Origin of the sequence: Neobacillus phoenicis (genome assembly GCF_047302305.1) — a bacterium.
Taxonomy (GTDB): Bacteria; Bacillota; Bacilli; order Bacillales; family Cytobacillaceae; genus Neobacillus.
Map to the genome: position 1 here is coordinate 841,790 of NZ_CP154847.1, position 20,991 is coordinate 862,780.

Annotated in this window: 23 protein-coding genes, 1 pseudogene and 1 riboswitch; of the genes and pseudogenes, 14 read left to right on the forward strand and 10 right to left on the reverse strand. The window is 35.4% G+C overall.

The features are described from left to right. Positions 1-409 precede the first annotated feature (409 nt). The 3 genes and pseudogenes from AA0X95_RS04430 to AA0X95_RS04440 form a co-directional block, all read right to left on the reverse strand. Positions 410-1,590: pseudogene (locus AA0X95_RS04430) on the reverse strand (IS256 family transposase). Between the two features lie 276 nt (positions 1,591-1,866). Beyond that, positions 1,867-2,385 carry a hypothetical protein gene (locus tag AA0X95_RS04435; protein WP_413305796.1) on the reverse strand — a complete coding sequence of 173 codons (519 nt, stop codon included), beginning with the start codon at positions 2,383-2,385 and terminating at the stop codon, positions 1,867-1,869. Next, entirely contained in the window at positions 2,369-2,842 is a 474-nt protein-coding gene (locus AA0X95_RS04440; protein ID WP_413305799.1) for a hypothetical protein, read from the reverse strand. Before AA0X95_RS04440 ends, AA0X95_RS04435 begins: the two co-directional genes overlap by 17 nt. Before the next feature lie 511 nt (positions 2,843-3,353). Between AA0X95_RS04440 and AA0X95_RS04445 the strand changes: the two genes are divergently transcribed. The 4 genes from AA0X95_RS04445 to AA0X95_RS04460 all read left to right on the forward strand — a co-directional run bounded on the left by AA0X95_RS04445 (position 3,354) and on the right by AA0X95_RS04460 (position 6,196). Next, entirely contained in the window at positions 3,354-4,397 is a 1,044-nt protein-coding gene (locus tag AA0X95_RS04445) for a hypothetical protein (RefSeq protein ID WP_413305802.1), read from the forward strand. Positions 4,398-4,975: 578 nt separating this feature from the next. After that, entirely contained in the window at positions 4,976-5,458 is a 483-nt protein-coding gene (locus AA0X95_RS04450; protein WP_413305805.1) for a DUF2975 domain-containing protein, read from the forward strand. A gap of 29 nt (positions 5,459-5,487) precedes the next feature. Next, the gene (locus AA0X95_RS04455) at positions 5,488-5,967 is read left to right on the forward strand and encodes a DUF2975 domain-containing protein (protein WP_413305808.1); all 480 of its coding nucleotides are present in this window, start codon (positions 5,488-5,490) and stop codon (positions 5,965-5,967) included. Between the two features lie 10 nt (positions 5,968-5,977). Continuing rightward, on the forward strand, positions 5,978-6,196 hold the full coding sequence (locus AA0X95_RS04460) for a helix-turn-helix domain-containing protein (RefSeq protein WP_413305811.1): 219 nt from the start codon (positions 5,978-5,980) through the stop codon (positions 6,194-6,196). Between the two features lie 233 nt (positions 6,197-6,429). Here the strand turns inward: AA0X95_RS04460 and AA0X95_RS04465 are convergent, their stop codons facing one another. After that, the gene (locus tag AA0X95_RS04465; RefSeq protein WP_413305814.1) at positions 6,430-7,146 is read right to left on the reverse strand and encodes a hypothetical protein; all 717 of its coding nucleotides are present in this window, start codon (positions 7,144-7,146) and stop codon (positions 6,430-6,432) included. A 479-nt stretch (positions 7,147-7,625) separates the two neighbouring features. Here AA0X95_RS04465 and AA0X95_RS04470 point away from each other — a divergent pair, with 479 nt between their 5' ends. Further along, complete coding sequence (locus AA0X95_RS04470; protein ID WP_413309821.1) at positions 7,626-8,807, forward strand: IS256 family transposase; 1,182 nt, start codon at positions 7,626-7,628, stop codon at positions 8,805-8,807. A 963-nt stretch (positions 8,808-9,770) separates the two neighbouring features. On the opposite strand, the gene AA0X95_RS04475 is transcribed toward AA0X95_RS04470, so the two are convergent. Then, on the reverse strand, positions 9,771-10,337 hold the full coding sequence (locus AA0X95_RS04475; RefSeq protein ID WP_413305817.1) for a helix-turn-helix domain-containing protein: 567 nt from the start codon (positions 10,335-10,337) through the stop codon (positions 9,771-9,773). Between the two features lie 309 nt (positions 10,338-10,646). Then, positions 10,647-10,731: riboswitch (cyclic di-GMP riboswitch) on the forward strand. A 103-nt stretch (positions 10,732-10,834) separates the two neighbouring features. Here AA0X95_RS04475 and AA0X95_RS04480 point away from each other — a divergent pair. After that, on the forward strand, positions 10,835-11,773 hold the full coding sequence (locus tag AA0X95_RS04480; RefSeq protein ID WP_413305819.1) for a diguanylate cyclase domain-containing protein: 939 nt from the start codon (positions 10,835-10,837) through the stop codon (positions 11,771-11,773). Positions 11,774-11,828: 55 nt separating this feature from the next. On the opposite strand, the gene AA0X95_RS04485 is transcribed toward AA0X95_RS04480, so the two are convergent. Then, complete coding sequence (locus AA0X95_RS04485; protein WP_413305822.1) at positions 11,829-11,963, reverse strand: hypothetical protein; 135 nt, start codon at positions 11,961-11,963, stop codon at positions 11,829-11,831. Between the two features lie 165 nt (positions 11,964-12,128). Between AA0X95_RS04485 and AA0X95_RS04490 the strand changes: the two genes are divergently transcribed. Beyond that, entirely contained in the window at positions 12,129-13,010 is an 882-nt protein-coding gene (locus AA0X95_RS04490; RefSeq protein ID WP_413305824.1) for a helix-turn-helix domain-containing protein, read from the forward strand. Positions 13,011-13,157: 147 nt separating this feature from the next. On the opposite strand, the gene AA0X95_RS04495 is transcribed toward AA0X95_RS04490, so the two are convergent. From AA0X95_RS04495 to AA0X95_RS04505, 3 genes are read right to left on the reverse strand one after another with little or no spacing between them, the layout of a single operon-like run. After that, entirely contained in the window at positions 13,158-13,346 is a 189-nt protein-coding gene (locus AA0X95_RS04495) for a DUF4177 domain-containing protein (protein WP_413305827.1), read from the reverse strand. 38 nt (positions 13,347-13,384) lie between these two features. Beyond that, on the reverse strand, positions 13,385-13,588 hold the full coding sequence (locus AA0X95_RS04500) for a hypothetical protein (RefSeq protein WP_413305829.1): 204 nt from the start codon (positions 13,586-13,588) through the stop codon (positions 13,385-13,387). Positions 13,589-13,615: 27 nt separating this feature from the next. Continuing rightward, positions 13,616-13,813: a helix-turn-helix transcriptional regulator gene (locus tag AA0X95_RS04505; protein ID WP_413305832.1), complete on the reverse strand. Its 198-nt coding sequence runs from the start codon at positions 13,811-13,813 to the stop codon at positions 13,616-13,618. A 308-nt stretch (positions 13,814-14,121) separates the two neighbouring features. Between AA0X95_RS04505 and AA0X95_RS04510 the strand changes: the two genes are divergently transcribed. From AA0X95_RS04510 to AA0X95_RS04540, 7 genes are all read left to right on the forward strand, one after another. Beyond that, positions 14,122-14,403, forward strand: a complete 282-nt coding sequence (locus AA0X95_RS04510; RefSeq protein WP_413305834.1) for a hypothetical protein — start codon at positions 14,122-14,124, stop codon at positions 14,401-14,403. Between the two features lie 111 nt (positions 14,404-14,514). After that, positions 14,515-15,009 (forward strand): stage II sporulation protein M, encoded by a 495-nt coding sequence (locus AA0X95_RS04515; protein ID WP_413305836.1) that lies wholly within the window; start codon positions 14,515-14,517, stop codon positions 15,007-15,009. Between the two features lie 5 nt (positions 15,010-15,014). Then, positions 15,015-15,560 (forward strand): YIP1 family protein, encoded by a 546-nt coding sequence (locus AA0X95_RS04520; RefSeq protein WP_413305839.1) that lies wholly within the window; start codon positions 15,015-15,017, stop codon positions 15,558-15,560. Positions 15,561-15,609: 49 nt separating this feature from the next. Next, a complete protein-coding gene (locus AA0X95_RS04525; RefSeq protein WP_413305842.1) occupies positions 15,610-16,788 on the forward strand; it encodes an efflux RND transporter periplasmic adaptor subunit in 1,179 nt (392 codons plus the stop codon). Beyond that, complete coding sequence (locus tag AA0X95_RS04530; RefSeq protein WP_413305845.1) at positions 16,788-17,468, forward strand: ABC transporter ATP-binding protein; 681 nt, start codon at positions 16,788-16,790, stop codon at positions 17,466-17,468. The genes AA0X95_RS04525 and AA0X95_RS04530 overlap by 1 nt, the downstream gene beginning before the upstream one ends. Further along, positions 17,465-18,652: an ABC transporter permease gene (locus AA0X95_RS04535; protein WP_413305848.1), complete on the forward strand. Its 1,188-nt coding sequence runs from the start codon at positions 17,465-17,467 to the stop codon at positions 18,650-18,652. The genes AA0X95_RS04530 and AA0X95_RS04535 overlap by 4 nt, the downstream gene beginning before the upstream one ends. Positions 18,653-18,972: 320 nt before the next feature. Continuing rightward, positions 18,973-19,836, forward strand: coding sequence for a glycoside hydrolase domain-containing protein (locus AA0X95_RS04540; protein ID WP_413305851.1), 864 nt, complete (start codon positions 18,973-18,975; stop codon positions 19,834-19,836). 68 nt (positions 19,837-19,904) lie between these two features. Here the strand turns inward: AA0X95_RS04540 and AA0X95_RS04545 are convergent, their stop codons facing one another. After that, a complete protein-coding gene (locus AA0X95_RS04545; protein ID WP_413305853.1) occupies positions 19,905-20,747 on the reverse strand; it encodes a HupE/UreJ family protein in 843 nt (280 codons plus the stop codon). Positions 20,748-20,991: the final 244 nt, after the last annotated feature.

Below are 20,991 nucleotides of genomic sequence, written 5' to 3' on the forward strand. Positions count from 1 at the left end.
CGCGCTGTTGGTAGGGGGAGCAGGTTAAGCACCCGATCTGATAAATAGAGGGAAAAATTCCGCTTAATTAGTAATTAGAGTTAAAAAATGCTTCAATAGATGGAAAAATTCCGCCTATTGACTCGAAAAATGTGAAAAATGGGAGGTTTTTCTTTGCATAAGCGGAAAACCTCCCCTTATTTAGTCAAGTCCATTTAATTGTGTAAAAGTGTCAACAATGATTCCGATCAATAAAAAAATTAGTAAGGTGAACTATATTATTTCGAATTTACATTGAGAGGCGGGCATGATAGCCTAGGAGGGCAAGCCAGGTGTTGTTAAACTCCTGGCTTCCTGGCGTTACATCATGCCCGCTGGAGGCTCGATGTCAATTCGAAATTAGGCTTTTCCACTCCACTTGAGTAGAGAGTTATTTTTCATTTGTTTTCTTGAGGTAAGGAACATTATTTTTGTTCCAATCTTTTTCAATATCCATTAATACGGATCCAATTATTCGGATAGCGGACAAATCATTTGTAAAAATACGTATGACTTTTTCTCTCCTCCGTACTTCTTGGTTTAAGCGCTCTAGCATATTCGTTGTGCGTAAGTGCTTATGATACTGGACCGGCTGTGAATGAAATTGGATTGCATCTTCAAAGCCATTTTCTAATGTTTCAATTACTTTTGCGAATCCCTTGGTATCTTGATACTTCTCTACAAAGCGATTTTTCAAGTCTCTTACCACACTTAAATCTGAGTTTTGAAAGAGGTCTTTTAATTCCTGACGAGCCTCAGCAGTACCTTTTTTCGGCATAGTATCCATGATATTTCTTAAAAAATGAACACTACACCTCTGCCATGAAGTTCCTAGAAATGATTCTTTAATGGAGGTAACTAAGCCACCATGAGCATCAGAAATCACCATTTTAGGGGATTGAAGACCTCTGGACTTTAGATATTCGAAGAAGGAAGTCCAGCTATCAGTGGATTCGGTGTGATTGACTTTGAGGCCAATGATCTCTCTATGACCGCTTTCACTAACTCCAACCGCAATATGAACACTTTTAGAAACTACTCTATCGTTCTCACGAACTTTAATGTACATAGCATCCACGTACACATATGGATAATAATGAACGTTAAGTGGACGGTTTCTCCAGTCGTTGATGATGGGGTCTACGGTCTTCATTAGATTGGAAACAAGTGATTTGGACACACTCTTCCCGCATAATTCCTCTACAATTTTTGTGATTTTACGTGTAGAAACACCATTTACAACCATTTCAATCATAGAAAGAATTAGAGCTTGATCGCAGCGTTTAAATTTTTCAAAGATAGAAGTAGAAAATTCACCGTCTCTGGTACGAGGAACTTTTAGTTTGAGAGAACCTACACCAGTATGAGTTCACGCTCATAGTAACCATTTCGATAGCCCCTCCGATCTTCGGTTCTTTCATGAGAAAGAGCATTAATATATTCATCTCTTTCTTTTTCCATTAAAGAATTTAAAATGAGTGATAAAGAAGCCTTAACTGGTGATTCTAATGAGCTGCTTTCAACTTTTTCTTTGAGATCTTCTAAATTTATAGTAATATTGATTTGGGTCATCATCATGTCCTCCGTTTATGGTTTTCTTGGTCGAAAACATTGTAACACGGGTCATGATGATGACCTATTTTCTTTTTACACAATTATATGGACTTAATCCCTTATTTTCCCCGAAACGAGCTCCATTTTTCATTTAAGCGGAAAATCTCCGCTTAAATTACTTTTGCTGGTTACTCAATTAATGACAAGACATCATATTTAAAAGGGAGTAAGTATATCTCAAAATCCAAGAGAACCTCATTGTGATGCATTACGGTGAACCTTATCACAAATTAATTAATTACCTTTTGGGTAACCTTTATTACTCTCGTGATCCTTCAGATATTTTAGTAAATAAAAATTCGTACTATATACAATTAAATACACTGGGATAGAGTAATAAAGTGTCCACCCCTTATAAATATAAATATTTAGTTTAGTTCCAATAAATTCGCTACCTATATTTAATAGAGTGATGAGTAGCAGATAAATAATTTTTTTAAAAAGAGACTTATGGTAAAACCATTTATCATAAATGTAAATAATGATATAGGTGAATGGTCCATATACAAAAAAATATATAATCAAATCGAAGAATTCAAATTTTGGTGTATCCATTACATCATAGAGATCAAGAGGTGGACCTGCGAGTAAATGGTCAACTACAATAGCAACAGCAATCTTATGTAGGTACAATATAATACTTGTTGTATAAGTAAATCGATTAGGAAGCAGTTTCACTGCAATTAGAGTAAGAATGATTCCATTTACCATAATAAATATTTCGTTTGTGTCAAATTTAATTGGAAGGGGCATTATTCACGCTACTCCTTGCTAGTTTATCAAATACATATGACATAATAAGAGACAGAGTAATAATAATTCCTCCGATATAACCACAATTAAGTAAAGTCCAATCCTTGAGCGTTACAATTTGAAACTGTTCATTTAGTTTGATAAAAAAATAAAACATAATAATCCATACAATGGAAAACAAAATCTTTTTGAAAAAATGTTGAGGGATTTTTTGAAATAAGAACAATGAAAGTGGTAAAAAAATATTTCTATTGATAAATAAATGGTAGATATTAATTGGTTTTTCTTTTAAAGTAATCATTTTATAATTTAGTGCGAAAACGTCAAAAATTAGAGTGAAAATAAAAAGGATAAAAAAAAAGTTTCCTAAGGTTTGAACTGGATCTTTTTTACATTCCCGTAACCATAACATTATTAAAATAATACAAATAATTACTTTTATAATAAGAAAAATCATATATCTCCCCTTGCTCAAATTTATTAAATACTTAAAGATATAGTTTCCCTACAGTGGTTAATACATTCACTAATTTGTATTTGGTGATTAATAAATGCTATAAATGGAATTTTCTTGTAAATATAAAAAGAGCCAAACTACGCAATATATAAAAACTTGCATAGTTTAGCTCTTATTTTTATTCCTAATAGTAATATAGTAAATGATTTTTTACTATTTTTTAAATAAATGTTGAAAAAATTATACATTAGTAATATTATTATTACTAAATTGGATGAAGAGTAATAAATGGAGGAAGAAATTGCTAAATAATATCTTGCATTGATACCCAATATATTTAATAGTTTAGGCAGTTAAATAAAGATTCTGTAGAGTTAACACATTTGCAAGATCATGTTATTGAGTTTATGTATATGCAACAGAGATCTTTGAATCTAAAAGAAAGTCAAAAAGCTAAAAATATAAATCGTAAATATTAAACAGAAGATAATTATTGGAGGCTTAATATAAAATGAACAATAATAAAGCCTTTTCTCGAAAAGGAATTAATTATGATGTAGGCACTTTTACTCGAGGAAAAGGTTCTTCATCTCGTGATACTTTCAACCCTACTATTGTAAAACGTGAAATTGAAATAATCCGTAATGACCTGCATTGCAATGCCATTAGAATTTCTGGTCAGGATTTGGCTAGACTCTCGCTTGCTTCGGAAATTGCTCTTCAACAAGGGTTAGAGGTTTGGTTTTCTCCAGCATTAGTTGATGGAACGGAGCAAGAAACCCTAATCTACTTTGCAGAATGTGCCAAAATAGCAGAAAAGTTACGAAAGCAGTCGCCTAATATAATTTTTGTTGCAGGCTGTGAACTTACCTTTTTTATGAAGGGTCTTGTTATGGGAGAAACTTCATTTGACCGTATCAACACGTTTATGTCACCTTGGAAGTTATTAAAAAACACGATTCTAAAAGGCTCCTACCACAAACGACTAAATGCCTTTTTATCAAATGCAGTTAAGGTAATAAATGAACATTTTCACGGTCCAATTACTTATGCTTCAGGAACTTGGGAAAATGTTCATTGGGATATATTTGATTTTGTTGGAGTTGATTATTATCGAGATGTGCATAATAAGAATTCCTATCGTGAGAAATTAAGAACATATTTTAAATATGGAAAACCAGTAGTCATTTTAGAATTTGGTTGTTGCACCTATAAAGGTGCTGAAGATAAAGGCGGATATGGGTGGGCAATTGTAGATAGAGATAAAACACCTAACCAATTAAAAGGCGATTTTATTCGGGATGAAAATGTACAAGTGGATTATCTCAAAGAGTTACTTGATATTTTTGTTGAAGAAAATGTAGGAGGAGCATTTTGGTTTACCTTTGTAATGCCAAGTTATCCATTTAACGAAAATACTGCATATGATTTGGACATCGCTAGTTATAGTATTGTGAAAAGTTATATCGAGAAAAATGGCAAAACTTATAATGATATGCCTTGGGAAACAAAAAAATCTTTTGAAGCATTAGCAAAATATTATGTGAGCAATTAATCTTATTCAATTTAAACACAAGTACTTTAAGTACAGAACTTCACAAACTAACTAACTATGGAATAAGAAAAAAAGAGCTGCCACAGCACCTTAACGGGTACTCTTTTGAGGTGCAAAATTTAAAATGAAAGTAAGAGCATTTCTTTTTAATTAGAAATGCTTTTTATTTTTTTAAAAATAGGCTGTGTTATAACTGAATGTTGATTTCACAGTGTTTGAAAAATAAAGGGAAAAATTCCGCTTAAATTGGGAAATACCCTTATTTCCTTAAAAATAAGGGTATTTTTTCCGTTTATTTGATCCAAATCTTTGGATTTTGTCTTATTTTTGAGCAGCTAAGGGGAATTTTTCCGCTTATTTCTGCTTATTAAGCTTACTTTTTATACAATAGCGGGAATTTCTCCTCTTATGATTCTCATACCTACACGAAAATCAACAATGAATGATAACAGAGCCCTAAAAATTAAAAGGATATTTCAATAACAACAACAATATAATATAAAACGATACTAATTTATTGTAAAACGATAAATTATATGGTAAATTCGTATTGTCATTAAATAAGTGAGGTGTTTTAAATGAATGTTAAACGAGGTTCTACCACTTTCTTAAAGGTCATTATTTTTCTGGTTGGAATTGCAGTGCTTGCCGTGTGTATATATTTTTTGCCTGAAGCAGCCAGAAGAGATGCGATAGAGCGCCCAGGTGATTATTCGCTATATCCACTTTTGGTATGTGCATATGGAATATGTATTACGTTTTCTGTGGCGTTGTATCAAGGATTTAAACTTTTAACCTATATCGAAAAGAACAATGCTTTCTCTGAGTTATCTTTTCAATCTTTGAAGGTACTAAAAAAATGCACTTTTACAGTCATTTTCTTCATTTTCTTAGCAATAGTTTATTTAAGGGTGCGTGCTCAATTCACAGTTGATGATGCAGCAGGTCCAATATCTCTAGGTCTAATAGGCATCTTGGCAACAAGTATCATCGCAGCCATTGTGGACGTACTTCAAAAACCTATAAAGAATGTCTTGGATTCGCAGCCAAAAAACAATTAACATTTTGAAATATACGAGAGGTGTTTTTTATGAAGATAGCAACCACATTATTTTTGAAGATAGCTGTTATTCTCATTGGAATTCCGGTTCTCGCTTTGTGCATATTTCTGGTTCCCGAACTGGGAAATGCGGTAGCAGATTTCTTAGGGGTTCATTCCATAAAATATATCATTTTCATCCTTTTATATGGAGGGGCATTACCCTTTTACTTCGCCCTTTATCAAGCTTTTAAACTGTTAAGTTATATAGACAAGAACATTGCTTTCTCTGAATTGTCTGTTCAAGCTTTAATGAGAATCAAATACTGCGCCATTTCCATCTGTAGTTTGCATGTCTTAGGTTTGCCGCTTTATTATCTCGTGGCAGATAAAGACGATGCCCCAGGTCTCATATTTGTTGGAATGGTCATTCCTTTTGCTTCGTTTGTTATCGCAGTTTTTGCTGCTGTTCTCCAAAGGCTTTTGCAGGAAGCGATTAACATAAAATCAGAAAATGATTTGACGGTCTGAGGTGGAGGATATGGCAATTATTATTAATATTGATGTGATGTTAGCAAAACGAAAAATGAGTGTAACGGAGCTTTCGGAGAGGGTTGGAATTACAATGGCGAATCTTTCCATTCTGAAAAATGGGAAAGCAAAAGCGGTTCGTTTTTCAACATTAGAAGCGATATGTAAGACTTTGGATTGTCAGCCAGGTGATATTTTGGAGTACAAAAGCGACGAAGACACTCACTAATAACAGACAACAAATTTCTTCAAACAACAGGATTAGGTAGCGAAATTAAGATGAAGGGATAGCGATTAAGCTATCCCTTCTCTGCGTTTATTCTTGTTTTTATATACCAATAACGATGCCAATACGACTGTCATTTCGGTACGTATTTTAAGAAAAGCACTTCAAAACGGAACCCTTTAGTTGCAAGCAAAGGGTAGTAAATTTATGTTGAATATATTACGCCTTTTTAGGGTCTACCCAATATTATTAGTTTCTACTCCATCTGGGTTAGTTTGTATGTAGCCCCCACCTTGTTCAGCGGTTAAATGTGTACTGGAATCCCCGTCGCCATCTCTCCAATAACCGCTCACTTCGGTACCATCGGAACGAACATATCCATTTACATAATGCGGATCTACATGGTGTGCCCCGGGATCAGAATTGACTGTGTGCGGCTCAACAAGGTGTACGCCCGAATCAGAATTGTAATCGGCATCGGCGACGTCAGCATCAGCATTTAGGTCTATTCCGTCTGCTCCATCGATGAAGTCTACTACTCCAATTGCGAGTGCTCCAACGGCAACAGTCTTTACGATCCCAGTTGCGCCTCTTTTTACTGTATCCATGTCACCATCCATAGCTCCACCGATGACATCTGCGCCATTTTTCAGCGTGATTTTTACAGTCGTGTAGACTCCTTTAGCGGTGGTTCCAATCGCATTTCCCATACTGCTTAACCCTTCATCGCGTTTGGCTGGATCCTCTTGAATAATCCCTGAAACCGTTCCAACAGCCCCATCCGTAAATGTACCTAGTGTTTCACCAGCAATGGTGGAGGCCTTCTGAACCCCTTTACCAATATCTTCAATTAAATCTACTCCGGTTAATTCTCCAACTACTTGGATCGGTCCACCAATCACTACTCCGGCTACTTTCCCAGCAAATGTCCCAATGTCTCTAAATAAGCCCATTTCTATGCCCCCAATAATATCTATCTATTTTTATATCATTATAGATAATATTGGGATAAATGTCATTTTTTTAATAGATTAGCTCTGTTATAACTGAATGTTGATTTCACAGTATTTGAAAAATAAGCGGAAAAATTCCGCTTAAATTGGGAAATACCCTTATTTCCATAAAAATAAGGGGAATTTTTCCGTTTATATGGTCCAAATCGTTGGATTTTTTTATTAACTCGAATTGCCTGATGGAGTAGAGTTACGGTCGCATAGGCAGGCTCTATGAACCCGAATTGCCTGATGGAGAAGGGTTACGGTCGCATAGAAGGGTTCTAAGAGCCCGAATTGCTTGATAGAGAAGGGTTACGGTCGCATAGAAGGGTTGTATGGATTAAGTCCATATAATTGTGTAAAAAGAAAATAGGTCATCATCATGACCCGTGTTACAATGTTTTCGACCAAGAAAACCATAAACGGAGGACATGATGATGACCCAAATCAATATTACTATAAATTTAGAAGATCTCAAAGAAAAAGTTGAAAGCAGCTCATTAGAATCACCAGTTAAGGCTTCTTTATCACTCATTTTAAATTCTTTAATGGAAAAAGAAAGAGATGAATATATTAATGCTCTTTCTCATGAAAGAACCGAAGATCGGAGGGGCTATCGAAATGGTTACTATGAGCGTGAACTCATTACTGGTGTAGGTTCTCTCAAACTAAAAGTTCCTCGTACCAGAGACGGTGAATTTTCTACTTCTATCTTTGAAAAATTTAAACGCTGCGATCAAGCTCTAATTCTTTCTATGATTGAAATGGTTGTAAATGGTGTTTCTACACGTAAAATCACAAAAATTGTAGAGGAATTATGCGGGAAGAGTGTGTCCAAATCACTTGTTTCCAATCTAATGAAGACCGTAGACCCCATCATCAACGACTGGAGAAACCGTCCACTTAACGTTCATTATTATCCATATGTGTACGTGGATGCTATGTACATTAAAGTTCGTGAGAACGATAGAGTAGTTTCTAAAAGTGTTCATATTGCGGTTGGAGTTAGTGAAAGCGGTCATAGAGAGATCATTGGCCTCAAAGTCAATCACACCGAATCCACTGATAGCTGGACTTCCTTCTTCGAATATCTAAAGTCCAGAGGTCTTCAATCCCCTAAAATGGTGATTTCTGATGCTCATGGTGGCTTAGTTACCTCCATTAAAGAATCATTTCTAGGAACTTCATGGCAGAGGTGTAGTGTTCATTTTTTAAGAAATATCATGGATACTATGCCGAAAAAAGGTACTGCTGAGGCTCGTCAGGAATTAAAAGACCTCTTTCAAAACTCAGATTTAAGTGTGGTAAGAGACTTGAAAAATCGCTTTGTAGAGAAGTATCAAGATACCAAGGGATTCGCAAAAGTAATTGAAACATTAGAAAATGGCTTTGAAGATGCAATCCAATTTCATTCACAGCCGGTCCAGTATCATAAGCACTTACGCACAACGAATATGCTAGAGCGCTTAAACCAAGAAGTACGGAGGAGAGAAAAAGTCATACGTATTTTTACAAATGATTTGTCCGCTATCCGAATAATTGGATCCGTATTAATGGATATTGAAAAAGATTGGAACAAAAATAATGTTCCTTACCTCAAGAAAACAAATGAAAAATAACTCTCTACTCAAGTGGAGTGGAAAAGCCTAATTTCGAATTGACATCGAGCCTCCAGCGGGCATGATGTAACGCCAGGAAGCCAGGAGTTTAACAACACCTGGCTTGCCCTCCTAGGCTATCATGCCCGCCTCTCAATGTAAATTCGAAATAATATAGTTCACCTTACTAATTTTTTTATTGATCGGAATCATTGTTGACACTTTTACACAATTAAATGGACTTGACTGTTGTATGAGCCCGAATTGCCTGATGGAGAAGGGTTACGGTCGCATAGAAGGGTTCTAAGAGCCCGAATTGCTTGATAGAGAAGGGTTACGGTCGCATAGAAGGGTTGTATGAGCCCGAATTGCCTGATGGAGAAGGGTTACGGTCGCATAGAAGGGTTGTATGAGCCCGAATTGCCTGATAGAGAAGGGTTACGGTCGCATAGAAGGGTTGTATGAGCCCGAATTGCCTGATGGAGAAGGGTTACGGTCGCATAGAAGGGTCCTACGAGCCGAACTACCTGATGGAGAAACAAAAACACCTTGCTTGCCCTCCCCCTCTAGGCAATAATGCCAGCCTCTCGATGTAAACTCAAAATAAATGTAATTCACCATACTTAATTTTTTTATTAGTCGAAACCATTGTTGACACTTTTACACAATTAATTGGACTTGACTGATTTTGTCTTATTTTAGAACAGTTAAAGGGAATTTCTCCTCTTATTTCTGCTTCTTAAGCTTACTTTTTATACAATAGTGGGAATTTCTCCGCTTATTTCTGCCTCTCAAGCTTCCTCTATATACAATAGCGTGAAATTCTCCGCTTATGAATTCTCCTACCTACACGAAAATCAACGATGAATGATAACACAGCCAATGGATTAAAGTGCCCGCCGCCCGAATGATCGATAATCTTTTGGAGGCTTCTACTGCAAGAAATCAAGGCTAGCAGGGCTTTACCTACTACTAACCAAACGTTTATTCTTCCGAGTCCTCAAGTGCTTCGATAAATTCAGATGCTTTGATTCCTAGCTTTGAGGCGATAATGAAGATGGTTCCAAGACTTGGTTCTTGAATGTTTCGTTCTAGTTTACTCATATATGACACGCCGAGCGCACAATTAAATGCCAGGTCTTGCCGTGTTATGTCCTTTGCCTCCCGAAGCCTTTTTAGTAATTTTCCTATATATTTTCCTCTTTTTTTCATTTTGTTGCTCCCCTCTTTAAGTAAATTTGAATATACGCGATAAATAGATTTCAATTGAATGGCTTTTTGAATCATGCGTTTAAATGTAGAGCGGGAAATCCCATGATCGTGGTATTCCTCATGGATCGCTTTTAAGATGGCTCCAATTTTCGCATGAGAGACGCCCGGTATTTTCGCTGAAAAACGGATCAGCCGTTTCAATCCGATGAGTTCTCCTTTAGAAAAAGTCGGTTTCGTTTCTAAGAGCCACATTTCAATATGATAATTAAATTCCTTTACACTCCCAAACTGTGAATAGTGTTCATAACGATCCATAGAGCCTGATTTTAGATTCTTCATCCCGTAACAACCTTTCGTCGATAGAGTGGATGCCTGTTGGCAGTTCCTAGAATATCGGGTTTTGAGAGAAGTATCGAACCGCTCTATTTCCAGTTAGAGCGCATTTTTGTCGTCCAATGGACCATTTTGCTTTCAAAGTGAAAAAAAGAAGCGATTTTGGTATTTTTGGGGTAGATTTCTACCAAATTGGAGGAACCAACGAGTTTGGGGATCCGTTCCCGGTGCTTATTGAATTAGGTCTATTGACCTGGTTTTATTTGGCAATTATAATTTAGTAAGATAGATGTTTACTAATTTTAAAATTAAATAGACTGTGAAGGGCAAATTCATTGAAAGATGAAGACGCAAAACTATAGGGACTAAAGTCGTGAGACCATGTTAGCCAGTTACCAATATGCATGTTCCAGTTAAATGGACTAATCTATGTTGGGTTGGTCCATTTTTATTTTGATCAAGAATTTAAAGAAACTTTTATCAGAGAGATAGGAGAAAAGGAAATGAAGGTAACGGTCATCCTTTTATTAGTAGTAGTTGTTGTTCTTCTGGTGGGATTTCTTTACGGAAAGTTAAAGTGGAAAAGAAAATATCAAACCATCTTCCAATTAATAGAAAGTTCAAAAGATGTTGTTTATTACTATGAAGTATTGACGATGAAATTTAAATATATAAGTCCTTCCATCGAAACGTTTTTGGGCAAAGGAGTTATAGAAGAAGCTGACTTAAACCCTTACGCACCCTTTGAAAGGGTCCATCCTGATGATTATGAAACACTAGTTCATAAAGTAAGCGGAGAAATGGATTATTCTGAAATCCTCATTCAGCGTTGGAGAGACAATGATGGAAACTATAGGTGGTTTGAGGAATACGCCACACCTATTTATGAAAATGGGCAATTAGTTGTCATACAAGGAATTATGAGGAATATTGACGAAAAAGTAAAACTCCAACAGGAATTAGAATATCGAATCCACCACGATCCCTTAACAGGTATTTATAATAGGGAATATTTTGAAATGAAATTTGAAGAGCTCAATAGAAAAATAAATGTCCCTGTTGCATTAGTTGTGTGTGATGTAGATGGTCTTAAATATGTGAATGATCATTTTGGACATAAAGCTGGAGATGAATTAATCAAAGGGGTTGCAGCACTTATCAATCAATACTCATCGGATGCGATATCGGTGGCACGAATTGGTGGGGACGAGTTTATTATAATGGTAACTAATCAGTCGGAAAATCTAGTCCAACATTTGGTATCTGAAATTCATAAGGATATAGAAAAGTATAATGCTAATTCGTTAGTCGTTACGATTAAAATGTCGATCGGATATAGCTATGCTTCCGGTTCAGTAGGACAAATGGAAGGATTATTTTCCCAGGCAGATAAAAATATGTATAAAGATAAAAGGAGCAGAAAAACTCTTTTGATGAAATAGATGAACTTCTAATTTACCAATTAGACAAATTAGAAGTTCAAGACTTATTTAACAGTTAATGTTGATTGGGTAAATCATGATTTGGAAGAGTAGTTAGTATATCATTTGTAATGGTAGTGAATAAATCATTCCCGTCGATATTTAGCATTACTAGTAGAGTTGCTATTAAAATAAAAGTTAATCGTTTCATTTTTTCTTACCCCCTATATGATGATAAGGCAATCATACTATATTTTAAGACTATAAAAATTTTCAATAATGGGAGAAAAGTATGGTTGAATCGGGGGAACGCTATAAATTATGCCATTATTTGGTTTGGAATATAACTATAGTTGTATTTTTTGGGGGTAGTCAAATGTATGAGAAGGCGCAAATAATAGGAAGTAATATTAAATATTTAAGGAAATATGCCCAAATTACACAAAAACAGCTAGCAGAAGGAATTGGGACCCAGGCACAAATTAGTAGAATAGAAAAAGGAGAAGTCATTCCACTTTCTACTACACTTTACGAAATAGCAGAGAAGCTGGGCGTAGACGTTAATTATTTTTATGATTTAGCGTATACTCCGAGAATTGATTATGTAAACGAAGTAAAATATCAAATTCGGAAAGCAATAAGAGATAGAAACTATTCCGAGGTCGATCGAATTATCAAACAAGAAGAACAAAACAGAGCGTTTAAGAATGGTAGTAACCTACAATTTATTTTGTGGCATAAAGGAATAACAGAATACTACATTCGGCAAAACATAGATAATTCGCTGAATATTTTAAGGTCAGCTTTTGAAATTGGAAAATCAAATAAAAAGATAGCCATTTCAGCCCAGGATATTGAAATAATTAATAGCATGGCAATCATTTACAACGAAATTAAACAATATGAACAATCAATCCAAACCTATTTGAACGCTTTAAATCACTTGAAATATATTCCAGATTTTTCTGACCCCAAAGTTGAAATTCGCATATATTATGGACTGGCCAAATCTTTGTTTAAAACAGAACAATACAACGAATCCATTAAGTATTGTAAAAAGGGAATGACCCTATGTATCAAAGAAGAATTATTATACTTATTAGGCGAATTACACTATGAAAGCGGCCAAAATTATCAAGCATTAAATATACAGGAGAAGGCATTAGAGCATTTTTCCAACGCAAAATTAATATTTCAAATTGGGAATAGACGTGAATTTGTAGGAAGTGTTAAAGAAAAAATCAGTAAACTAAGTTAGTAATAGTAGAAATGTATAGTTGTAAAGAAATGAGTTGGTGCTATTTAATAAATCTGGAATGAAAACTTACCAAGAAAACTTCTTGAGTAAGTTTTCATCTGTTAGTAAATTCCACATAAAATTCTGTAGTACATATAGAGGTTGTAATTACTGTTTTTCTAATTCAAAAATAATATCAAAGTAATTGGCTGCTCCAAAACCAGAAATGGGTGGAGCGAAAATTTGGACAAATTTCCAGCCATCTTCCGCGTGCTCTGAAATAATTTTTTGATAATCCTCTGTTGGCTTACCTTTCCATCGATCAATTTCTACCCGGACAAATTTATAATCGTACATATTACCCTCCGTTTACCATTTCATTTTTAAAAGGAATATTAACTGGCTTTTCGTTTGAAATAGACTTGTGCCCATAAATAAATCGCACACCCAATCAATAGAATGGGAAATTGCCAGCCAGTATTACCTGTCTTAAAATAATTAAATAATGACCAGATCAATAAAGTGATTGTATAGAAACTAAAAGCATATCGTGCGGCAATTCCTGATTGATATTTTTCCATTTCATCCATTTTTCTCATATGCTCATCCCTCTCTCTTAATTAAAATTATGACTGTTTATAAATAAAACAATGATCTACTATGACACCAAGATAATCAGCAATACAAAATGCCAGACTTAAGCTTGGATCATATTTATTATTCTCAATCGCATTTATGGTCTGCCTGGTGACCTTACAAATTTTAGCTAGTTCATCTTGTGAGACTTTTTTTTCCTTTCTCAGTGCTTTAATACGATTCTCCATCTTTTCCCCCCCTATATCCATTTTCAAAGGAAAAACAGTTAAATTCTAAATAAATGTCAAATATCTTTTACATCATTAGTGTATACTGGAAAAAATTATGTGTCAAACATTTTTTACATATTTTATCTGGAGATAAAAAAACAACTAAAATTATACTTTTCTGTAGAGACAGGAGATATTTAATGGATTTCTCATTGCGTTAACAGCTTTTTGGTGGTTTTTGCAAAATTATGCGGTTTTATGGATGTCGGTACTATCGGATAATATGTAAATTGTTAGGGATATTGGTAGGAAAATGGGGGAAGAAGATGAGTTTAGTATTAAAATCTCAAAAAAATAAAGCAGCATTAGCTATAGTTGTATCCGCAGTTTTAGTTTTAGCTCTTCTTAATTTTAAAAGTAATCACTTAAGCATGGATGTTGTTGATATCCTTGCTAGAGCAGGTATTATTGCTCCAACTTGGATTGTCAATGTGATTACAGGATTAGGATCTGTTTTAGCAATTATTACAGTATTAGGTTCACTTGGTGCTGGTCTTCCAATAGCTGTTCTTGAGCAGTTGGCAGCAGCTAGTACTGCAGCAGCATAAAGAGATCTGACTTAAGATCTGATAACTGATGCTACTGTCCTAAAAAACTACTATTAAAAAATATTAAACCAGTATCCCTAACGAACATAAATCCCCGCATAATAGGTGAGAATGTTGTGGAATTCACTGACAATTTTTAGAATCTATCAAATATGTACGGTTATTTTTTTTATTACAGCCCTATTGGCATGTGTATACACCGATCCTGTTTCTACTAAACAGTTAAATGAAAATATTAACGCTAGTTTCAGTTATATTTTCTTAAATAATTTAAAAGTCGCTTGCTTATTAATTTTTTTAGGTCCAGTTACATTTGGGCTTGGAACATTTACTGTATTAATTATTAATGCGCTTGTACTAGGTGGTGTATTTGGTAGCATAAAGGCTGATTTAAGTCTTATGAGATTGCTCATTCCTCACGGTATCATTGAAATTCCCATTTTATTATTCGCAGCAAGCATCGGTGTGAAACTAGCGTTAAACTTACTCAAATTACAGATCAATATAAGGTTGCTTCTAAAGCACCTAGTTATAGTCATTATTGGCTTACTGGTAGCTGCAGGAATCGAAACACTTATTACACCAATGTTTTTAAAAGGAGTCTAGGTAAAATGTCTACTGTAAATGTGTCAATTATTAGTGAGAAAGAAATAAAATTTTTACGTCCTTTTTTATTCTACATTTTAGGATTAGGCTGTTATCTCAGCACACTTTTACCATATATGAATAGTTTAATCCCTCAAAAAGTCTCTGAAGATATTATTCTGAAAATCCCACATTTGGATATTTATATCGCTATTTTGGCCTATTTTCTTTTACTATTTGGGGTATTCTTTGAAGGTTTTATTTTGTTTTTGGTTGGAAATTTACTCGGAGCAAAGGTGAATTTTCGATATTTTTTTAAATTATTTACATTCGCCAATATCCCAATGGCGATAAGGTTAGTAGTTATCTCAATAAAGAATTTGTTTGTAGATCACCCATCTACTAATTTAATTTTTACGGAAAAGAACATCTATCTATCAGCTTTGAATCTATTTAATATTTCCTACTTAATCATACTCTTTCTATTACTAAAATATAAAACCGAACTAAATAATACTCCTCTGTTGCTGCTATTTATCGCTGTTGCTTTTATTTATAGAATGATGTTCTAGCATTCTCAAAAGGCATTCTATCAGTAATACATAAGCAAGGAGTGAAGAAATGGAGCCTCTACAAGTACGTACTTCAAAGATGAAATGGATCACGGTAGGAATGATTCTACTTATGCTTTTATTTATTGCGTCTAATGTCTATTCTGCCCAAAAAGATAAGAAGGAGGTTTCTCCTAACCTTCAGTTTATTCAAGCAAAAGGAATGATGATAACCAATACAAAATTGATTTCTGGCAGCATTAAAGCTGGGAATGTGGAGATTATTTATCCTGACTCTTTAAAAGGGGATATTAAAGAGATTCTTGTAAAGGAGGGTCAGGAGGTTAAGAAGGGACAAGAGTTGGTTAAATATGAAGATGAAGAATTGAATATGCAAATTAAGCAAGCGATACTAGATAAACAAATCACAGAGGCAAATGAGAGCCATATAAATGAAAAGATAAAATCAACTAAAGCGAATATTACAAAGATCACAAAAGAACTAAGTGAAAATGATTTATCCATTCCTCCCCTTCGAGAACAACTAATAGATTTAGAACATCAGAAGAAAACAACAAAATTAGAATTAGACAAATATAACCTAAAAATAGAAGAACTTCAAGATCGACAAAACCATTTATCTCTTTATAGCAATAGAGACGGCATTGTTCAGGAAATTAACCTAAATGTCCTTAATAACACAGGCAATAGTAAGAATTCACAATCATTAATGAAAATTGTTTCAAATGACCCCTATATAATTGAAGGGGTTTTAACAGAAATGCAAAAAGGGCAAATAGTACCCGATCAACAAATTTCGATTACATCCAAAGCAGTACCAGGCAAAAAGTGGACGGGGAAAATGGTGAAAATAAGCGATTATCCTGTAACGAGTGATTTAACAGGACAAATATCTGCAACATCTGGAACGGAAATGTCTACTATATCCTACTATAGTTTCATTGCTAAACTGGATTCCAATGAAGGACTATCGCCGGGGTACCATGTTGCTATTCAGGTAAACTTATCTTCTGAAAATGTACTGGTGATTCCGCAATCAAGTATTAACCACGACGCGAATGATAGCTTTGTATATGTAAAAGTGAACGGGAAACTTGAAAAGCGCTCAGTACAAATAGGAATTACGAATAATAAATGGACAGAAGTGGTTTCAGGAGTTAGATCAGGAGAGGAGATCGTAAAAAATCCTTCTTCAACCCTTCATTCTGGTATGGAAGTGAATGATTAGTGATTCATTTACAGCAGATAAATAAAACATACAAACAAGGCGCGATGGAAGTGGATGTCTTAAAAAATATTAATTTGATCATAAACAAAGGGGAATTTGTTTCAATCATGGGCCCGTCGGGTTCTGGGAAATCCACGCTAATGAATATTATAGGATGTCTAGACCGACCATCTGATGGTGTATACATGCTTAATGATATAAATATTTTACAAGTCCAAGATACAGACATGGCATATATAAGGAATAAACATATAGGGTTTGTGTTTCAAAATTTCCACCTGTTACCGCGATTATCTGCGCAAGAAAATGTAGAACTTCCTTTACTCTATCAGGGTGTACAAAAAAAAGAGAGGCGTCTTCGTGCATTAGAAGCCTTAAAAAAAGTGGGACTGTCAGATCGGATGGGCCATTTACCTAATCAACTTTCTGGAGGACAGAAGCAAAGGGTCGCTATAGCAAGAGCAATCGCTTCGAATCCAACGTTTATTTTAGCAGATGAACCCACGGGTTCATTAGATTCGATCTCCAGTCAACAGATAATGGAAATCTTCTCGGCTCTAAATAAAGAAGGAACAACAATTATTATTATTACTCATGAACTAGAGGTGGCAGCCTATACAACAAGGAATCTTCTAGTGAAAGATGGAAGGTTACTTTCGGAACAGAAGGTGTTGAAATGAGTCTGATAGATAGTATTAAAATTGCCATTTCATCCATTGTCACGCATAAAATGCGTTCCATTTTAACCATGTTAGGCATTGTGATTGGTGTTGGGTCTATTATTACTATTGTAGCTATCGGACAGGGTGGAGCAGAAGCATTGAAATCGCAATTTGTAGGGTCCAAGAATAATACCTTGGATATTCAATTTCATGCTGATCAGCCAATGAGTGCTGAACGGACACCTACCTTCAATCAAGATAGTATATTTCAATTAAACCAAATCCCTGAGATCTCATCAGTCATTACGACCAACACTCAAACAGAAATGGTCACATTGGGTGATGAAGCCATTCCGTCTTTTATTTCCGGAATTATCAAGGAATATTTTGATATTTATACTATTCAATTGATAGATGGGCGGTTTTTAGACTCCAACGATTTTTCTCAATCAAATAACTTCATTATGATTAATCAAGAAGCGGAAAGGCAATTTTTTAAAAACAATAAGGCGCTAGGTGAAATGGTAGAAATGAAAGGTCAATATTTTCAGGTCATCGGAATCTATAAAGCAAAAAATACCGCCTCCGCTTTAGGGAAACCTGAAATATTATTGCCTCTATCGATTTGGCCAGTTTTATTTGGTACCGATCATGTTCAGTCTGTAACGATCCAAACAAAGGATGTGGATCAGTTAGAATTGGCTGGTAAAAAAGCTGTGCAAGTTTTAAATGAAATAAAGCCATTAGATCTAGAAGGAAAGTATGAAGTACTCAATATTGCGGCTATTCAAGAAGGAATTACAACCATTACAAAAATTATGACCATGGTTATTGCTGGGATTGCAAGTATATCTTTGTTAGTCGGAGGCATCGGTGTAATGAACATGATGCTGGTTTCTGTTACGGAAAGAACAAGAGAAATCGGTATTAGAAAAGCACTGGGAGCATCCAGGAGAAAAATTCTTCTTCAATTTTTGATTGAATCAATTATGCTGACACTTATTGGTGGAAGTATCGGCATTGTGTTAGGTGTTGGGGGAGCGTATATTGTCTCTGCATTTGCACATTGGCCGCCGCTCGTTTCTCCAGAAGTGGTCATTGGAGGAGTATTATTTTCCATGTCACTAGGTATTATATTTGGCTTACTCCCTGCGAATAAAGCTGCTAAATTGGACCCTATTGAAGCTCTTCGCTATGAATAACCTTGTGGCCGAGAGACAATCGCAAAAATATGATTTGTTGGGGAACGAGAAAATAAGGTTCGACCAAGGAAACCTATACTTTTGAAGAAACCTGTGACAGTCCCAAATGTAATAAGTAAGATTGTTCCTAACCGTTTATAGCATAGGTTCCTTTGCTATAAACGGTTTTTATTTTTTCATTGTTTCATCCTCCACTGTTTTCAAAGTCTAATTAAAACCGTCCTTTTTTCCTATTTTTTGCCCAGTCCCAAATATTCTCTCTCTGAATATACTTTCAACACGAACAGTGAAGGGAGAGAGGGACGATTAAAATTTCAAGCATGTTTTTCGGTATTTTTTCCGTCTTTGCATTAGCTTTTTTGATTTTAATTCCCTTATATATAGAACACCATTCCAAATACACAGCCACTCAACCGTCTCAGCATCAACTGCAGCAAAAACCTCCTAATCAACCACCAAAAAATGAACAATCACAGAAGCCTCAGCCACCACAAAAAGAAGAACCCCAAAAGCCAGCTGAAAATAAACCTGATCAATCCAAGATTTATTGGGGGGTGGATACCGCAAGTGAAATTAATCAAGCCTTTTATCAATGTGTTGAGCAAAATTACGGAAAACCGGATGTGGTCGGAAGATATATCGGAGATAACCAAGGGGCCTCGACAGGACTAACCAAAGAAGAAGTTGCTTTCCTTAAACAACAAGGGATAAAAATCATACCGATCTATAATCACTTTTCGAACGCAACTGGCTATCAAAATGGGGTAGCGGAGGCCGAAGCTGCCATTGCTCTTGCCAAGGAGCTCGGTATACCTAAAGATGTAGTGATTTTCGCGGATATTGAACCTAAGTACCCTGTGGATGCTGAATTCATAAGGGGATGGGTTGAAACGCTCTCATCTTCTCCGTACAAACCAGGAATATATGGTGTTTTTCTCGATGGTAAAGAATTAAGCAAAGCTTATAATGATGCCGTTGCTAAAAATCAAGCTTTCAATAATATGATTTTCATATGGACCAGTAATCCTGAAGTAGGGACGACAGCAAAAGATCAAGCGCCTAACTATAATCCTAACACTCCAAATACCATTCCTGCGTCGATCTGGCAGTACGGACTAGAAGGGAAACAGTGCAATATTGACACGAACTTAATCCAAGCAACGGCTTATTCTGCAGCTTGGTAATCCAACAAAAAAGAGCCAAATAATTATTTTGGCTCTTTTCAATTAATGACCAACTACGAGAACGGTCCCTATAGAGTTAAGAGAATAATCGTTGCACTAGCCAAATAGCTCCTAATGTGACAATCGCGTAGGAACCATAGAACTATTTTCTTCGAATTTTTTAGCTTAAACATATAAGTTAACAAAGGGAGAAGTAATAATACAACTACAAACTGAACGGCTTCAATTCCCAAGTTAAAATTAATTAATGCGACAGCAAGGTGACTTTTCGGGATCGCCATTTCCCTTAGGATACTGGCAAATCCGAGGCCGTGGATTAAGCCGAAAAGAAACGTGATGCTCCAGCGGTGACGGATTTCTTTCCTGAATATGTTTTCTGCTGCTACATAACAAATACTAAAAGCGATGGTCGCCTCAACAAAACGAGAAGGGAGTGTGACCCATCCTAAGACAGCCAAACTCAGTGTAATACTATGCGCAATCGTAAAGGACGTGACAATTGCTGCATATTGCTTGAAGGTTTGTTTCCTTAGCAATAGGGCATAAAGAAATAAAAGATGATCATATCCTGTTAAGATATGAAGAGTGCCTAGTTTGAAAAATGAAAACCACGTAGAAGTAGTTGACTTTTCTACTGGTTTCAATTCCTTTGGCTGTTCTTGAGTAGTCTCGGGTTGTGTTGTTTGACCTTGGTCTTGCTGTACTTCTGTTAATAGAATGGTCCAAGTCCTGTCCTTCCCTTGTAAAACTGCTTCACTTTTTTCCCCCATGTAAGAGGCAGAAAGAAGATCCACATAGTTGGTGGCCGTATCATTGAAATAAAAACCATCATTAAAAGAGATCGTTTCACCTGGAGAAAAGGAAGGGAAGCTCATATAAGTTGAAAGAAAAATTTTGTTTTCTTTTTTCACGAGTTTCATCTTCTCAATCTTAGGTGTTACTTCTTTGTTGTCCCGATCAAGCGTGAGCCCCTCTGTAATCAACTCCTCTAAATGGTGTTTCTCCTTTTTTATTTCCGATTTTTCTAAGACCCAGTTTTTATTTTGATCTAATTCAGGTAGTAATTCTAACAGGGATAAAGTGTCTAATGTAAAGATGATTTCTGTTTTTTCGTTATTTATTGTTATTTGTGTAAAACTTGCACTGTAAGCATGC

Coding starts and splice junctions, on each gene's coding strand:
- AA0X95_RS04435 (WP_413305796.1), bottom strand. CDS start 2,385: ATGCCCCTTCCAATTAAATTTGACACAAACGAAATATTTATTATGGTA.
- AA0X95_RS04440 (WP_413305799.1), bottom strand. CDS start 2,842: ATGATTTTTCTTATTATAAAAGTAATTATTTGTATTATTTTAATAATG.
- AA0X95_RS04445 (WP_413305802.1), top strand. CDS start 3,354: ATGAACAATAATAAAGCCTTTTCTCGAAAAGGAATTAATTATGATGTA.
- AA0X95_RS04450 (WP_413305805.1), top strand. CDS start 4,976: ATGAATGTTAAACGAGGTTCTACCACTTTCTTAAAGGTCATTATTTTT.
- AA0X95_RS04455 (WP_413305808.1), top strand. CDS start 5,488: ATGAAGATAGCAACCACATTATTTTTGAAGATAGCTGTTATTCTCATT.
- AA0X95_RS04460 (WP_413305811.1), top strand. CDS start 5,978: ATGGCAATTATTATTAATATTGATGTGATGTTAGCAAAACGAAAAATG.
- AA0X95_RS04465 (WP_413305814.1), bottom strand. CDS start 7,146: ATGGGCTTATTTAGAGACATTGGGACATTTGCTGGGAAAGTAGCCGGA.
- AA0X95_RS04470 (WP_413309821.1), top strand. CDS start 7,626: ATGACCCAAATCAATATTACTATAAATTTAGAAGATCTCAAAGAAAAA.
- AA0X95_RS04475 (WP_413305817.1), bottom strand. CDS start 10,337: ATGAAGAATCTAAAATCAGGCTCTATGGATCGTTATGAACACTATTCA.
- AA0X95_RS04480 (WP_413305819.1), top strand. CDS start 10,835: ATGAAGGTAACGGTCATCCTTTTATTAGTAGTAGTTGTTGTTCTTCTG.
- AA0X95_RS04485 (WP_413305822.1), bottom strand. CDS start 11,963: ATGAAACGATTAACTTTTATTTTAATAGCAACTCTACTAGTAATGCTA.
- AA0X95_RS04490 (WP_413305824.1), top strand. CDS start 12,129: ATGTATGAGAAGGCGCAAATAATAGGAAGTAATATTAAATATTTAAGG.
- AA0X95_RS04495 (WP_413305827.1), bottom strand. CDS start 13,346: ATGTACGATTATAAATTTGTCCGGGTAGAAATTGATCGATGGAAAGGT.
- AA0X95_RS04500 (WP_413305829.1), bottom strand. CDS start 13,588: ATGAGAAAAATGGATGAAATGGAAAAATATCAATCAGGAATTGCCGCA.
- AA0X95_RS04505 (WP_413305832.1), bottom strand. CDS start 13,813: ATGGAGAATCGTATTAAAGCACTGAGAAAGGAAAAAAAAGTCTCACAA.
- AA0X95_RS04510 (WP_413305834.1), top strand. CDS start 14,122: ATGAGTTTAGTATTAAAATCTCAAAAAAATAAAGCAGCATTAGCTATA.
- AA0X95_RS04515 (WP_413305836.1), top strand. CDS start 14,515: ATGTTGTGGAATTCACTGACAATTTTTAGAATCTATCAAATATGTACG.
- AA0X95_RS04520 (WP_413305839.1), top strand. CDS start 15,015: ATGTCTACTGTAAATGTGTCAATTATTAGTGAGAAAGAAATAAAATTT.
- AA0X95_RS04525 (WP_413305842.1), top strand. CDS start 15,610: ATGGAGCCTCTACAAGTACGTACTTCAAAGATGAAATGGATCACGGTA.
- AA0X95_RS04535 (WP_413305848.1), top strand. CDS start 17,465: ATGAGTCTGATAGATAGTATTAAAATTGCCATTTCATCCATTGTCACG.
- AA0X95_RS04540 (WP_413305851.1), top strand. CDS start 18,973: ATGTTTTTCGGTATTTTTTCCGTCTTTGCATTAGCTTTTTTGATTTTA.